Below are 15351 nucleotides of genomic sequence, written 5' to 3' on the forward strand. Positions count from 1 at the left end.
TTTAATTAAAATTGAAATTTTTTAGATATTCAATAATAATTAATTCTAATATGTTGTTAAACAGTATTTTGTATCTGTCTCAAAATTATAATACTTAGAACTTCATTCCTATCCCTGCAGAAAGTCTTCCACCATCTGAGCCATAGAAATAATTCAGTCTCGCAGACATCATTTCTACAATACTTAACCAAACACCGGCTCCGGCAGATTGGTGCCATTTTCTGGAATTTTCATTGTCATTCCATACACGGCCAATATCATATCCGATAAGAATTCCCATATTCGCAGGAACAATATTGTTTCTTATTCTCCCGAAATCCCATCGTATTTCAGAATTATTGGTAAAATAAGATCTACCTGAGAACCTTTCGTTTCTAAAGGCTCTCATTCCGTTGTTACCGCCAATAGTCGCAGCCTGATAGAATTCAAAATTATTGTTATTCATCCACATGACATTACTGGCATTGGCAAAAACAAATTTTCCCTTTTTATCAATTCTGTGATCAATGGCAAGCTTTCCTTTTAAAGTCAGGAAATTTTTATTAAAGTCAGAAAGAGTTGCTTTCCAGTCGACATTAAGCATAAACTCAAGCCCAAGAGTAGGAAAAGCTGCATTATCTGCATTTTTATAACCAAATGTATAATTGGCTCCAACGAACTGCTGGCTGTTAAATACACCTGGCCTTACGTCCGGTGACTGATTAATGAAGCGGTCGGCTTTTCTCTGTACTTTATTATCTTCAAAAGTCAATTGAAACTGATGACTCAGATTCATCCAGCTCTTCTGAGAAATGGAAGGAGCAAAGTTGAATTTAGAAATTCTGGCTCTGTTATATTCTCTTTCTGTATCTTCCTTATCATATTCACTTTCATTAGACAGTCCAAAGAAGTTTTGAGAAAACCTTGGAGTTGTATAAAATGCATCCAGATTGAAATCCCAACCTGAGATTGCCTTTTTAAATACTCCTTTATACGTAAGGCTGAATCCTGCAGTGGCAGTATAAAAATTAGCTTTTAAGCTGTGTCTTTGGGTATAAGGATCACGGATAAAATTATTAACCGTATAATTAGCCAGAACCCCTACAATGACACCATCATCCGGGTTATAATCCAGATTTGGATATCCGGCAACGGAATTGTATTTCGGGTGCTTGTAATTATAGCTGTTGATGTCATAATCATCAGTAATATTTTTGGTTGCATTACCGGCGTTATAAGTATTCTTTTGAGATTTAAAATCATAGATCTTTATTTTTCTCCCATCAGCAACATTATAAGTATCATGATTATATCCACCAATCAGTCTGATGTTCATTTTAGGATTTCCGGTTCCTGTCACTTCATAGATATCATCATCTTCCAATCCATAGATCCAAAGTTCTTTTGTTTTTGAATCATTGTAAGTCTTTTCAAAAACCAGTTCATTCTGATCTTTATTCTTGCCCAGTTTATATTGCTGTACAAGTACCGAATGCCCGTTTTTGGTGATGACAAACTTATCAGGATTCACAGTTCCTGCCAGAGGTACTTTTTTCTGTAACACATCATAGTACTGAGCGGCATAGCTTTGGAGTTTTGTTTTTCTTACTTTAAGCTTTCTCTGAATTTCAGCAATGGTTTCGTCCTGTACCTCTTTCGGAAGATTATGGAAAGCATCATCAATATCCGCATCCGTAAGGTGTTCCTGAATATATTTTGCCTGTGTTTCCCATTCTGTCTGATCAGCCCCTTTTAAAAAGACAAGGTCCATCGGGTAAGGTTCCATAGCAAGCCACTTCACACTGCTTATATCTTCTGTAAAGGTTTTCATATGGCGGATTGCCGGAACATTCATAATAAGCTTAAATGCAGCTCCGTCATATTTACTGAATGCCTGATCTCTGTCTTTGGGAATAGGTTTATACACTATTTTGTCACCCATTTCATATTCTGCCCATTTCCACTGATCCGAGTGTCTGTCCCAGTCACCGATAAGCATATCAAATAATCTGGCTCTGATGTAAGATTCTCTGTCAACAGAATATTTATTGCTTTTGCTGAGGTTCTTTAATACATCATCCGTAGAGACAATATCTTTTGCATTGCCGAGATAAGCCAATGTCTTAGGATCAGAAGAAAAACGTTCTTCAATCATATACATTTCATCACCGTAATTCTCGTTATATCTACCCAAAGCTTGTTGCTTAGGAATATAATACAGTTTTGGATTGCTATGTAAAATATTCAGTTTCTCTGACATATTTCCAATCGTAAATGGAGTAAACGGATGATTGGTAGTATAAAAATCTAATAGGAATTTTTCAGGAAAGGTATCAGTGAGCTCTTCACCCAATGTACTCTTTGTGAAGGCCATATTGTTAAGAAAACGGATAGCGCTTTTTTTCACTCCACGCATCACAAATTCCTGTCCGTCTGCTGATTTCAGTCGTAAGCTGTTGGACTGGTTTCCTCCACCTTCTCTGAAAGGGGTGTATCCGCCGTTTAATTCTGAAAGATTAGCCGTTGGAGCTTCAATCGGGATTCCGTAATAATTTCTGTAGTGATCTCCCCAAAGCCAGCGGTAAAATTTCCCTTTTTGAGTAAGCTGTACCGGGTAGATGGTTGAGGAAAATGTCTGTGGAAAAGAATTCGGAAAATTATTAACAAATACATCCGGCTTGGAAATTACTGAGATATGTGTCAGCTTTTGAAGCTTTGCATCTTTTGTAGAAAAATATTCTACGTCCGTACTTTCGTCTTTTCTAAAATTTAAAACCGCAAAACCGCTGCCCCCGTAAGAAAAATCAGTTTTTTCTATAATGGTAGAGGGATCTGTTTTAGAACCAGCACCACTGATGATTTGTCTTATGTTTTCATCCTCATGATATTGAAGATTATGATCATGCCCGGAAACGAAAATAATATTTTCCTTATCCTGAACGATACTTTTCAGTCTGTTGGCCAGATCCGCGTAATGCTGGTTATTGATATCTTCAGGACTGGCTCCTGAGGAACTTCTTAAAATATTGATTAAGCTTGCAACACCAGGAACAGGAATCTTACTTTTTAAAGGAAAAAGATGTGATTTTGCAGAATTAAAGCCTGCATGGGTTCCACTGCTGATAATGGGATGGTGTAACGCAACAATGATTTTTTTACCCTGATTTTTGATAATGAGATCTTTAAATTCATCAAAAAAATTCTCGCGGGTTTTGATATTACAGTTTTTATTGATTCCGGGATAATTGTCCCAGTTTGCAATCACCCATTCCGTATCAATAGCAATAAGCTTAATATCTTTAGAGACGTTGATATCATCAATAGGGCATCCGTTTTTAGGCAGAAAAGCTTTTTTGTCGTCGAGGTATTTTTTTACCAGCTCTTCCTGGGTGTTTAATCCTTCCAGGCCGTTATACCAGTCGTGATTTCCGGGAATTACCAATGTTTTACCCTTGAAATTTTTGGTGATGGCAAGTTGATTCTCCAGTTTTTCTTTAGCTGAGGCATACTCTTTATCTGTTTCTTTGGGCATGCCGTTAGGGTAGATATTATCTCCCAAAAAGATCAGCATAGAGTTGCTATCTGCAGAATCCAGTTTGCTTTTCAGTAAACTAAGTGTTTTTTGTGCCTGAGGTTCATCTGCATTTCCTGCATCTCCAATCAGAAAAAGTTTAAAATCATTTTCAGATTTTATCTCAGAATCTTTTACTTCAAATAAGTTTTTGCCCTTTTGTACGTTATATGTAGCACAGGAATAAAGTGCTCCTGCGGACATTACAGTTCGAAGAACAATAGAAGTATTTTTTAGATGAGTTTTAAAGGATAAATTCATAAATTTACATTAACAAAATTTCAGGAATGAGCATTCTACAAAAAGCTAAAAATTATGTTGAAATCTTATTCAAAGATAAGTTATCTTCAGTATATTTTTATCATAATTTTATCCATACTGCCTATACGGTCAATAAGGCTGAGGAAATCATGAAAAACACCCCTGTTTCTGAAGAGGATCAGGAGAAAGTACTCGTAGCATTATGGTTTCATGATACCGGGTATATAGAATGTGCGCTGAACCATGAAGAGAGGAGTGTGGAGGTGATGAAAGCCTTTTTACAGCAGGAAAATTATCCGGAAAATTATATCGCGGATGTTGAAAAACTGATTCTGGCAACGAAAATACACTATGAACCTCAGAATTTGCTGGAAAAAATTGTGAAAGATGCAGATTTCAGTCATTTTGCAGGTCATGATTATAATGATATTTCCGATGCTTTAAGAAAAGAATGGGAGCTGACGAATGTAAAATGTTTTTCCAATGAAGAATGGAATGCCGGAAATCTTGATATGCTGAAAAATAAGCATACTTTTTACACGGATTATGCAAAAGAAAACTGGGAACCCCTGAAAAAGAAAAACATTAAAAAGATCGAAAAGAAGCTGGAAAAAGAAGAAGAGAAAAAAGAGGTAAAAAAGGAAAGCTCAGAGGGCAAAAAAGAAAAGGAAAAGTCAGATAGAAGTGTAGATACTTTATTCAGAGTAACCCTTAACAATCATACGAGACTTAGCGATATTGCAGATAGTAAAGCCAATATCCTTTTATCAGTAAACGCAATTATTATCTCAGTTTGTCTTTCTGTACTGGTTCCGAAGCTGGATGCTCCTAAGAATTCACATCTGATTCTTCCGAGTTTCATTTTGCTGTTATCCAGTGTATTTACAATCATATTTGCTATTTTATCTACAAAACCGAATGTGACCAAAACTACGTTTACTCCTCAGGATATTGCCAACAGAAAAGTAAATCTTTTGTTCTTTGGAAACTTTCAGCAGATGTTGTTTGATGATTACAACAATGCAATGAAAGACCTTATCAAAGACAGAGACTATATCTACGATTCTATGGTAAAAGATCTGTATTATCTGGGGAAAGTTCTGGACAGGAAGTACAAGCTTTTATCCATTACCTATAAGATCTTTATGGCAGGGATTATTATTTCTGTTCTGTCTTTTGGAGCAGCATTTCTTAGTCTTTAATTAAAAAATGTACAGATAAGCTTTCTTAAAGAGAGCCAAAGCTATGATAAACACTCATGATATTTTTTGTGATTGATTTATCATGGCGTCATTTGCTGTACTATGAATTTTTGTTTTTGAACAGGCCGGAATTTTGCAGACAGAATTGATAAATCTGGATGCTTATTTTGTGGATGAAAAATGATCTTCTATTCCTGTGGAAGCGTAAAAGAAACCCTTAGCGCCAACAACCCAGTAATTCCCTGGAGATCCTCTACCTTTAAAAACTCTATATCATGCTGTAAGACACCTTTTTTCTGAAGTTTGGAAATATAATCCAGATATTCTTTCTGGTTTTCCATTCCGAAATAAACAATGGTGATCTTTCCGGGAGCAGTGATACGTTCTGCAGAATCTTTCACATGGGCTTTATCCAGGCGCTTTTTGATGATTTCGTAATAGGAATTGTAGGCGCCATCTACATCAAAACGTTTTTCATCCATTCTGAAACGGATGTCTATTTTTTCATTATATACAAAGATCAGTGAAGCGATATCCAGCTGTACAGGAAGATATTTTTTGAACGACTGAAATTCAAGTTCCATTTTACAGATGGTTTTTAGCTGCCAATATCTTAGTTTGTGAACAACTTTCGAGGTGTAATGCAGTTCAGGAGCAATGGTAGAACCAATGTACAGATTATGTTCCACACCGTCAGACTTAAATCTTTCATAGTAATGTGGGAAAATTTCCTGTGCTTTTACCTGACTTTCATCCAGCATGTCTGCCAGCTTTCGGTTGACCAGCGTGATAGAATCATCAAGGTTCTTCCTGTGGTGATAGAACAGATCCGTAGTGGTAAAGATGTGTGAAAAATAGTCTTTGATTTTTGCCTTTATTTCTCTGGCGGTTCTTACTTCCAGTTTTCCCTGTAAAAAAGGATGAATTTCTTCCCTTAATAATCTCTGGAAACGTTGTTCTGTATCCGCTTTGATCTCATTGTTGATCTCATTTTCAAACACATCCAGTGCCAATACAAATTTTTCTGAATCGGAATTGGTGAGTGTCAAAATTTCATTCAGCCATTCAATCTGCTGATTAAGATCCTGCAGCATCAGATTAAAACGTTTTTCAGAAGAAGAACGGATATCTGAAACACCAAACAACGGAGTAAGATTTTTGAATGCAATTTGCTTTAAAGTATATATTTTCCTTCCAAGCGATGCGGTAAAGTATTTTTCAGCTTCATTTCTGAACTTCCAGACCACACTGTCATGAATGGTAGTATATTCTCGCTGAATAATAGCTTCTATCTGGTAGTTTTTCTCAAAGTAGAATCTGTTCAGAGAGAAAAGAACCATATCGGTAAAGAACTCAAGTTTTTTAAGTTTTAAACCATTAAAACTTCCTGCAATAGGTGATGTGAATTCCATGATGGCAAGGAGTTCGCCGTCTTTCATGATAGGAATTACCATGAAACTATTGACATTATTATCCTTTAGAATATTAAAGGAAGGAAGTAGCTTGACATTCTCGTCCAGGTTGTTTACATTAGAAACAACAACAGGTTTTGAATTATGATTTAAATTATCGAATGTACTCTTACGCGTCTCTTCATCAAATGCATTGATCCAAAAATCAAGAATATGATTGGTAAGAAGACTTTCATAAATCGGAAGTTTATCCAGTTTCTGTTCCTTTTTGTTGAAAGTCATCAGCCCAAAACTGAGTTCCGGAACATCAAAATAGGATTTGAAAATTTCAGTCAGATTTTCGTTGGGATTCATATTTTCCGGATCAATTTCAATCATGCTTGATTTCAGATCAGAAAGTGCTACTTCGGAGGTACAGTCTACCAGTGAAATGATAGTGAATCCTTTCAAAATCCATGATTGTGAAGGGAAATATTTTTTCCACAGTTTAAAATCATCCAGATTTTCCAGCAGCATATCCAGCGTGTCATCGGAAGGAATTTTGGCATCCTCAGTAGGAATGATTTCTGTAAAGTCTGAATTGACCGTAATCTTATAATGCTTCATTATTCCCTGTTTGTTGGGAATGTCATAATAAAACGGAATCGTACTTTTAATATCTTTTTTGAAATAACTTTGAAGAATCAGACAGCAGCAGAATACATAAAATTCATTATCTGAAATATTCCTCAGTTCTATTTCAAAGTCTTTTCCGGCATCTTTCAGAATATCTTTAAACCTTTCGGTATAATTGAACGTAATGTTGGAAAGTGGAATACTGGCTGCTTTTATTTCATTTTTAGTAAGTCCGGTTGGGAAAAGGTCAGCAAGAAGCAATCTGATGAGGTCTTCATATTTTTCGAGAAGGGAAGTATCCTGAAAGCCTTCTCTGAGCTCTTTAAAATTTCTGGTGCTCTCAATCAAAGACTCTGCGTAGTTCACCCTGTATTCCAGTCTGTCGTTATATCGGATATGCTCCAGGACATCCAAATATTTTTTGAATGATATATAAACCTGAAAAGGAGAGTCTTTTTTATAGAGATTAGCCAAAAGCTGAAATTTAAAGTAAAGTTATGAAAAAAGCAGAATATTGGCAGGGTGAAAAATTTATTTTATTGTATATTATTCACTTGTGTCTTCGGAAATTTTGCAAGGTATTTTATAATTCATTGCTCTTTTTTGTAAAGACAGATTATTGAATTACTGATTAGTAAATTTAGATATCTTTTTTCTTCTGTTTCCGTTTTATATTCCAGTTATAGATAATAAAAAAGCACAACTGAAAAGTTGTGCTTTTGATATTTTAAAATTCAGATTTTACAATCCGAACATTCTTGCAAATAAATCCGGGAAAACTCCAAGGATGATAATCAAAGCAATAACAACTACTGCAATGATATTGTAAGTAAGCGTTACTTTTTCTGATGACTTGAATGTAGATTCTTTAAAGAAGAACATTGCGATAATCAGTCTTAAATAGTAAGCAATTGATAGGGCAGAACCTAATACTGCAACCAATACTAAGAAAGCTGCACCGTTCATAGCCTGGGAGAATAAAGCAAATTTCCCCATGAAACCAGCTGTTAACGGAACCCCTGCCATTGAAAGCATAGAGATTGCTGCTGCTGTTGCTAATAAAGGTTCAGTTTTTGCCAATCCTTTGAATGCTCCGAAAGAGGTTTCTCTCTTTAACTTCTCTACCCAGATCAGACACATGAAAACTCCTACTGTAGATAAAGAATAAGCAAATAAATAAAAGGCAAGGTTATAAGTAGAAAGGCTTGTCATTCCGAAGAATACCAATCCGATATATCCTGCGTGAGAAACTGAAGAGTAAGCCAGCATTCTTTTTGCATTTGTCTGAGCAAGACCCATAACGTTTGCCAAAAGTAAAGTAATGATTAAGAATACGCCTAATACGTTGATCCATTCGTGAGTAACTCCGGTGAAACCAAGAGTCATCAATCTGAATAGCGCAAAGAATCCGGAGATTTTTACCACACTCGCCATGAAAGCTGTAATTAATGAAGGAGAACCTGCATATACATCAGGGCTCCACATGTGGAAAGGTGCTAAAGCTACTTTGAATGCCAATGCACAAAGAATAAGTAATACTCCTAAGATGAACATTACATTCCCTGAATTAGCTACTCCAAAATCATGAATCTTGTACAGATCAAAACTTCCTGCACTTCCGTAGATGAACGCAATCCCGAACAATAAGAAACCTGTTGCAAATGCACCCATTAAGAAATATTTAATAGAAGCTTCGTTGGATCTAAGATCAGTTTTATTAGCTCCAGCCATTACATATAATGGAATAGAAAGAATCTCAACTCCCAGGAACATCGTCACTAAGTTCTGATATCCGAAAAGGATGATTCCTCCACATAATGCAAATAGCATCAATGCATATAATTCTGACTGGTGGCTTCTGTGGTTGCTGAATGCAAAACCTCCCAGGAAGAATAATAATAATGTTGTTACGATTGATATTTTAGTGAATAATGCGGTATTGCCACTGTACTCATACATATGCTTATAATGATCGAAGAACGAACATTCCGGCATAAAACTTACGTACAATGCGATGATTAATCCCAAAATCCCAATGTATCTTGCGAATTTTCCTTGTTCAAAAACTCCTGAAAATAACGCAATAACTGCCGTTAGGAAAACAATAATTAAAACACTCATAATATAGATTTGAGATGCGAGATTTGAAGTTTAAAGTTTCTGGTTTAGAGTTAAAAGATTCGGATTCAAAAGTCCTTGTCTCTTCTCTCTTCGTCTTTTATCTTTATTCTCTCTAATCTCTTAATTTTTTAATTTTTAAATCTTTTAATTTTTTAGTTAGCCATCGCCATGTAGATAAACTTCACTGAACTACTCACCATGTCGATTACCGGTTGTGGGAAAATACCTAGTAAAATCACAAAAACCGCTAAGCTTGCCAATACAGAAAACTCTACTCCTGATAAATCTTTTGCTGTACTTAAAACGGCTTCATCTCCTTCTCCAAACATTGCTTTTCCGTAGAATCTCAATAAATACACAGCACAAAGAATTACCGTAAGACCAGCAATTACTGCTGCTGTTCCGTTAAAATCATAAACAGATTTCAACAAGATAAATTCTCCAATGAATCCATTCGTTAATGGAACTCCCATTGAACCTAATATAATGATTAGAAACAATACAGCAAACTTAGGCGCTACTTTAGCTAAACCACCCATTTGTCTGATGTCTCTTGATTTAAATCTCTTGTATAAAATATCACAACAGTAGAATAATCCCACTACGTTGATACCGTGAGCGAAAGTCTGTACCAAAGCTCCTTCAGCACCTTCAACATTGAAAGTTCCTCTTAAAGTAACTACTGCTGAAGCAAAGATACCAGCTACCATTAATCCTACGTGAGAGAAAGATGAATACGCAATGATTCTCTTCATATCCGTCTGGATAATAGCGATCAGGGCACCGTGAACAATTCCTACAATCGCAAGGATGATCACAATCTGTCCTGAGATCCCCGCTATCGGAAGTGGAGTGATTGGAAGTAAGTAACGCATTACACCGTATACTGCCATCTTAAGCATGATCCCTGATAATAACATCGATCCCTGAGTAGGAGAGTAGGTATAGGTGTCAGGCTGCCATGTATGGAAAGGGAATACCGGTAATTTCACTGCAAAAGCAAAGAAAATAAACCAGAATACCACAGTCTGCTGTACTTCGTTCAGTTGTGCATTATATAAATCTGTTAAAGCGAATGATGCAGAGTGATTGTACACATAGATCAATCCAGCTAACATAAATAATGATCCTACGAATGTATATACGAAGAATTTCGTAGTGAATTCAAACCTTTTATTCTCTTGTCCCCAAAGTCCGGCAATGAACCAGATCGGAATCAGGGTTACTTCCCAGAAAATGTAGAATAACAATCCGTCTAAAGAAGTGAACACTCCTACAAGGCCGAACTGCATCAACAGAATCAATCCGTAGAATGTATTTCTGTAGTTTACATTTTCGTTGAAAGATGATAAAATAATGATTGGAGCCAGAATATTGGTCAATAATAAAAGAAGCATACTCATCCCATCGATACCGAAGTGAAGAGAGCTCTTCATAAATTGTGACCAAGGATAATTGATCTCGTGCTGCAGTACACTATCTACCGTCGGAGTAAAATCGAAATCCGAAAGTATATAAAATGTAAGAAGCATTTGTACCAATGCAATTCCCAGTGCCAAATATTTGCTGGAATTACTCTTCCATGCAAAAACTAATCCCGAACCTACTAGAGGTAATAGTAATAATGTTAATAATAAACAAGACATTATTATTGTAATAAAAAGTTAACAATTAATATAATTCCCACAGCTAAAGACATGATAAGAATATACGTCTCTACATTTCCGTTTTGAACACGCTTCATAGCTTTTCCGCTGTCTTCAGCACCATCACCTACAAAGTTTACAAAACGGTCTAAGATACCCTTATCAAACATCTTTCCTCCGCGTCCTAATCCTTCAACAGTTTTTACAATCAATGCGTTGTAAAGTTCGTCAACATATAATTTCTTAGCAGAAAGCTTTTCCCATCCGGTGTAGTTTTCTTCTGCAACAGCCATCTTTTTCTTACTTACATAAGTATTTCTAACGATGAACCATACAGAGAAGAACATAAGCACTGTAGCTGCTAATAAGATCATTTCAGTATTGAAAGGCACTCCTGAAAGAGTAGCTTCCATCTGGCTGTAGCTTTGTTCTGTAAGAACTGGCTTTAACCATTCCATCAGTTTAGCATAGTGCCCGTGACCGATGAAGTGTGGCAGGTTGATAAAACCTCCGATTACAGAAAGGATTGCCAATACGATCAATGGTAATGTCATATTTGACGGACTTTCATGTAAGTGGTGTTTTTGTTCTTCAGTACCTCTGAATTCTCCGTGGAATGTCAGGTAGTATAGTCTGAACATATATGTTGCAGTCATTGCCGCTAATACGAATAAGATTACCCAGTAAATAGGGTTTTTAGCGAAAGCTGCTACTAAAATTTCGTCTTTAGAGATCATCCCTGATAATAAAGGGAAACCTGAGATGGCTAATGTCCCGATAAGGAATGTAGCGTGGGTAAGAGGAATATATTTTTTAAGACCTCCCATGAAACGCATATCCTGTTCGTTGCTCATTGCGTGGATCACAGAACCTGCACCTAAGAATAACAAAGCTTTAAAGAATGCGTGTGTCATTACGTGGAACATCGCTGTAGTATATGCTCCAAGACCTAAAGCAATGAACATAAATCCAAGCTGTGAAACGGTAGAGTAAGCTAATACTTTTTTGATGTCGTTCTGACGAAGTGCATAGAATCCTGCCAAAGCAGCTGTTAAGAATCCGATGAATAAAATTCCTCCCTGTACTGTAGGGGCTAAAGTAAATAAGAAGTTTGATCTTACTACCAAATAGATCCCTGCCGTTACCATCGTTGCCGCGTGGATCAACGCTGATACAGGAGTAGGTCCGGCCATCGCATCCGGTAACCATGTATATAAAGGAACCTGAGCAGATTTACCGGTAGCACCGATGAATAAACTCGCTGTGATAAAGATAATCACTGTTCCGTCCAATTCAAATTTTGAAGCGTTTTCTGCTACAGAAAGATAATCTACAGCATTGGTCTGAGAAGCAATCATAAAGATACCGATCAATAACGCAAGGTCACCAATTCTGTTCATAATGAAAGCTTTTCTTGCCGCTTTACCATATTCTTCGTTGGTATACCAGAATCCGATCAACAGGTAAGAACAAAGACCTACACCTTCCCATCCGATGAATAAGATAAGGTAGTTGCTTCCCATTACTAAAAGTAACATAGAGAAGATGAAAAGATTCAGGTAAGTAAAGAACTTATAGAATCCTTTGTCATGACTCATATATCCGATAGAGTATAAGTGGATCAGTGAACCGATACCCGTGATGATCATTACCATCATTAAAGAAAGCTGATCAATCTGGAATCCAAAATTGATTTGAACTCCATTTACTCTAAACCATTCAAAAGCTTTTACGATTACAGGCTGGCTTTCAGAATTAAAATTCATAAAAAGACTAACAGCGATACAGAATGATCCGAAAACCATTGCCGTGGCCAAAGATCCAACCAATATTTTTGGAAGATTTTTCCCGAATAAACCGTTAATAAGAAACCCTAAAAGTGGTAAAAGTACTATTGCATATACTAGATTCTCCATTCTTATCCTCTTAATTTATTAAATATACTCACATCTACAGAACGGGTATTTCTATACAGCATAGCAATAATTGCCAGACCTACTGCTACTTCAGCAGCAGCCACTACCATAATGAAGAAAACTAAAAGTTGTCCATCGCCGTTGCCTTTATACGCTGAAAAAGCTGCCAATAAAAGGTTTACAGAATTCAGCATAAGCTCTACACAGCCCAGAATCACAATAGCATTTTTTCTAAGCAATACTCCCATTACTCCCAGACAGAACAATACTGATGAAAGAATGATGAAGTAGTCCAAAGGGATGCTTTGTATAAATGTATTTACTTCTCCCATAATTTTATAAATCTTTTTTACCGATTAATACCGCGCCTACAATACCTGCCAGAATTAGGATGGAAGCAAGCTCAAACGGTAAAACATATTCATTAAACAAAAGTCTACCCAGATTTTTCGTAAGACCGATACCTCTGTCTACATTTTCAACCACAATGTGTTTGTCCTGTACGCCTCTGAAAACTCCCAGTACTCCTACTAAAAGAAGACCTGCTGTAAAAACTCCAACAAACTTTAAAGTATTGTTCTTCTTACTTTCGTCTCCTTTATTAAGGTTAAGCATCATCAGGATGTAAAGGAAAAGTACCATGATGGCACCTGCGTACACTATAATCTGGATAATTGCAAGGAACTGTGCATTTAAAAGAACGTACATACCTGCAATTGAAAACATCGTAACAATCAATGACAAAATAGCATAGAGAGGATTTCTTGCAAATACAAAATACACTGCACTTGCCACTGCTAAAAACGCCACCAAGAAAAATAAAAACTGATCCATTATTTTACCGCATTTTTTTGTTTCTCGGATTGTCTTGTGGTGATATCAATCCTTTCATTTATTTTTTCAACTAATTTATCTTTTCCATAGATGAAAGAACCTCTGTTGGTTTCTACGTCTACCAATCTGTCTGTAAGATAGATGGCAGATTTAGGACAAGCTTCTTCACACATACCGCAGAAAATACATCTCAGCATATTGATTTCATATACTGAAGCATATTTTTCTTCTCTGTAAAGACCTTTTTCCTCTTTAGTTCTTTCAGCAGCAGTCATCGTAATGGCTTCTGCAGGACAAGCTACCGCACAAAGTCCGCAAGCTGTACATCTTTCTCTGCCTTCCTCGTCTCTTTTCAAAACGTGCTGGCCTCTCCAGATGGTTGTTCTTGGCTTCTGTACTTCCGGATACGAATATACTGCGGGAGCACCTTTTATCACGGTTCTTACAGCATGCTTAAATGTAATCCCCATTCCTGTAAAGATCGCAGGAAGGTAGATTTTTTCAGCAAGGGTCATTTCTTTATTGGAAACAACTTTTGATCTGTTTGTAAGTTTCATTTAATTATAGATATTAGATGTTAGACACCAGATTTTAGACTAATCTTGTCTGTTATCTTAATTATTTAATATTGATGATTGAATATGATAGGCTAAAGATAAAGCTTTGATTTTATTATCAAATTTTCAAATCAACTCATTTTCAAATTTCTTAGTTTGCAAATGCTAAAATTACAGCTCCTGTAATTAATAGGTTTACCAATGCCATTGGGATTAAAGTTTTCCATCCTAAGTGCATTAACTGGTCATATCTGAATCTTGGAAGCGTCCATCTGATCCACATGAAGATCAGAATTCCGATGACAGTCTTCGTTAAGAATGCTACGATACTCAAGATTCCTGCAGTATTCTCACCCCAGTTCTGAGTTACCCATTCAATACCAGGATAGTTGTATCCTCCGAAGAAAAGAACTACCATGAAAGCATTGGAAATAAACATGTTCACGTATTCCCCGAACATATATAAACCTAGTTTCATTGAAGAATATTCTGTAGAATATCCTGTTACCAATTCAGATTCACACTCAGGTAAATCGAACGGATGTCTGTTGGTTTCAGCCAAAGCTGCTACAAAGAAAACAAGGAAAGCGATCGGCTGGTAGAAAATATTCCAGTTCAAACCGGAAACCCAAGGAATAACTCCCCATAATTTTCCAGTAGTCTGGCTTTCTGTAATTTCTTTTAAATCTAAACTTCCTGTCATCATAATGATAGAAAGAAGTGCTAATCCCATTGCCAATTCGTAAGAAATCATCTGAGAAGAAGCACGGATAGCACCTAGTAATGAATATTTGTTATTCGAAGCCCAACCTCCGATCATAATTCCGTAAACCCCGATTGAAGCCATTCCGATGATGAAAAGTACACCAACATCAATGTTAGCAACCTGAAGATCAAAAGAAGTACCTGCAATATTTAAACTTTTACCCCAAGGAATAACAGCTCCTGTAATCAATGAAATAAACATTACCAAAGCAGGCCCTAATACGAACAGGAATTTTTCTGCATTGGCCGGCGTAAAGTCTTCTTTGAAGAAAAACTTTCCACCATCAGCAAGAGGCTGCAGCAATCCGAAAGGCCCGGCTCTGTTGGGACCAATTCTATCCTGCATGATAGAGGCTACTTTTCTTTCTGCCCAGGTAGAGTAGGCTGCGATCGTAAGCGACAGCAGGAAAAGTGCTAGTACAAGTATAAGTTTAAATGTAAGTAAATCCATTTTTATTTAGATATTAAGATG

The 15351-nt window shown here is 36.5% G+C and carries 10 protein-coding genes; 1 reads left to right on the forward strand and 9 read right to left on the reverse strand.

The genetic code is table 11. From position 1 onward, the window contains the following. Positions 1-94: 94 nt before the first annotated feature. A complete protein-coding gene (locus tag LC457_RS17500; protein WP_223601042.1) occupies positions 95-3811 on the reverse strand; it encodes a metallophosphoesterase in 3717 nt (1238 codons plus the stop codon). A 26-nt stretch (positions 3812-3837) separates the two neighbouring features. Here LC457_RS17500 and LC457_RS17505 point away from each other — a divergent pair, with 26 nt between their 5' ends. Next, positions 3838-5013: a Pycsar system effector family protein gene (locus tag LC457_RS17505; protein ID WP_223601043.1), complete on the forward strand. Its 1176-nt coding sequence runs from the start codon at positions 3838-3840 to the stop codon at positions 5011-5013. Positions 5014-5201: 188 nt separating this feature from the next. Here the strand turns inward: LC457_RS17505 and LC457_RS17510 are convergent, their stop codons facing one another. The 8 genes from LC457_RS17510 to nuoH all read right to left on the reverse strand — a co-directional run bounded on the left by LC457_RS17510 (position 5202) and on the right by nuoH (position 15330). Then, entirely contained in the window at positions 5202-7514 is a 2313-nt protein-coding gene (locus LC457_RS17510; protein ID WP_223601044.1) for a GAF domain-containing protein, read from the reverse strand. 267 nt (positions 7515-7781) lie between these two features. Beyond that, the gene (locus tag LC457_RS17515; protein ID WP_047423978.1) at positions 7782-9161 is read right to left on the reverse strand and encodes an NADH-quinone oxidoreductase subunit N; all 1380 of its coding nucleotides are present in this window, start codon (positions 9159-9161) and stop codon (positions 7782-7784) included. A gap of 152 nt (positions 9162-9313) precedes the next feature. Continuing rightward, a complete protein-coding gene (locus tag LC457_RS17520) occupies positions 9314-10807 on the reverse strand; it encodes a NuoM family protein (protein WP_047423980.1) in 1494 nt (497 codons plus the stop codon). Between the two features lie 2 nt (positions 10808-10809). Continuing rightward, positions 10810-12723 (reverse strand): NADH-quinone oxidoreductase subunit L, encoded by a 1914-nt coding sequence (gene nuoL, locus LC457_RS17525; protein ID WP_223601045.1) that lies wholly within the window; start codon positions 12721-12723, stop codon positions 10810-10812. A 2-nt stretch (positions 12724-12725) separates the two neighbouring features. Next, positions 12726-13055: an NADH-quinone oxidoreductase subunit NuoK gene (gene nuoK, locus LC457_RS17530; protein WP_002983557.1), complete on the reverse strand. Its 330-nt coding sequence runs from the start codon at positions 13053-13055 to the stop codon at positions 12726-12728. Between the two features lie 4 nt (positions 13056-13059). Beyond that, positions 13060-13557, reverse strand: a complete 498-nt coding sequence (locus LC457_RS17535) for an NADH-quinone oxidoreductase subunit J (protein WP_047423983.1) — start codon at positions 13555-13557, stop codon at positions 13060-13062. Beyond that, positions 13557-14114: an NADH-quinone oxidoreductase subunit I gene (locus LC457_RS17540; protein WP_040996950.1), complete on the reverse strand. Its 558-nt coding sequence runs from the start codon at positions 14112-14114 to the stop codon at positions 13557-13559. Before LC457_RS17540 ends, LC457_RS17535 begins: the two co-directional genes overlap by 1 nt. Positions 14115-14265: 151 nt before the next feature. Continuing rightward, positions 14266-15330 carry an NADH-quinone oxidoreductase subunit NuoH gene (nuoH, locus tag LC457_RS17545; protein ID WP_213278082.1) on the reverse strand — a complete coding sequence of 355 codons (1065 nt, stop codon included), beginning with the start codon at positions 15328-15330 and terminating at the stop codon, positions 14266-14268. Positions 15331-15351: the final 21 nt, after the last annotated feature.

This window comes from Chryseobacterium sp. GVT01B (assembly GCF_019970045.1).
Taxonomy (GTDB): Bacteria; Bacteroidota; Bacteroidia; order Flavobacteriales; family Weeksellaceae; genus Chryseobacterium.

Coding starts and splice junctions, on each gene's coding strand:
- LC457_RS17500 (WP_223601042.1), bottom strand. CDS start 3,811: ATGAATTTATCCTTTAAAACTCATCTAAAAAATACTTCTATTGTTCTT.
- LC457_RS17505 (WP_223601043.1), top strand. CDS start 3,838: ATGAGCATTCTACAAAAAGCTAAAAATTATGTTGAAATCTTATTCAAA.
- nuoH (WP_213278082.1), bottom strand. CDS start 15,330: ATGGATTTACTTACATTTAAACTTATACTTGTACTAGCACTTTTCCTG.
- LC457_RS17520 (WP_047423980.1), bottom strand. CDS start 10,807: ATGTCTTGTTTATTATTAACATTATTACTATTACCTCTAGTAGGTTCG.
- LC457_RS17540 (WP_040996950.1), bottom strand. CDS start 14,114: ATGAAACTTACAAACAGATCAAAAGTTGTTTCCAATAAAGAAATGACC.
- nuoL (WP_223601045.1), bottom strand. CDS start 12,723: ATGGAGAATCTAGTATATGCAATAGTACTTTTACCACTTTTAGGGTTT.
- nuoK (WP_002983557.1), bottom strand. CDS start 13,055: ATGGGAGAAGTAAATACATTTATACAAAGCATCCCTTTGGACTACTTC.
- LC457_RS17515 (WP_047423978.1), bottom strand. CDS start 9,161: ATGAGTGTTTTAATTATTGTTTTCCTAACGGCAGTTATTGCGTTATTT.
- LC457_RS17535 (WP_047423983.1), bottom strand. CDS start 13,557: ATGGATCAGTTTTTATTTTTCTTGGTGGCGTTTTTAGCAGTGGCAAGT.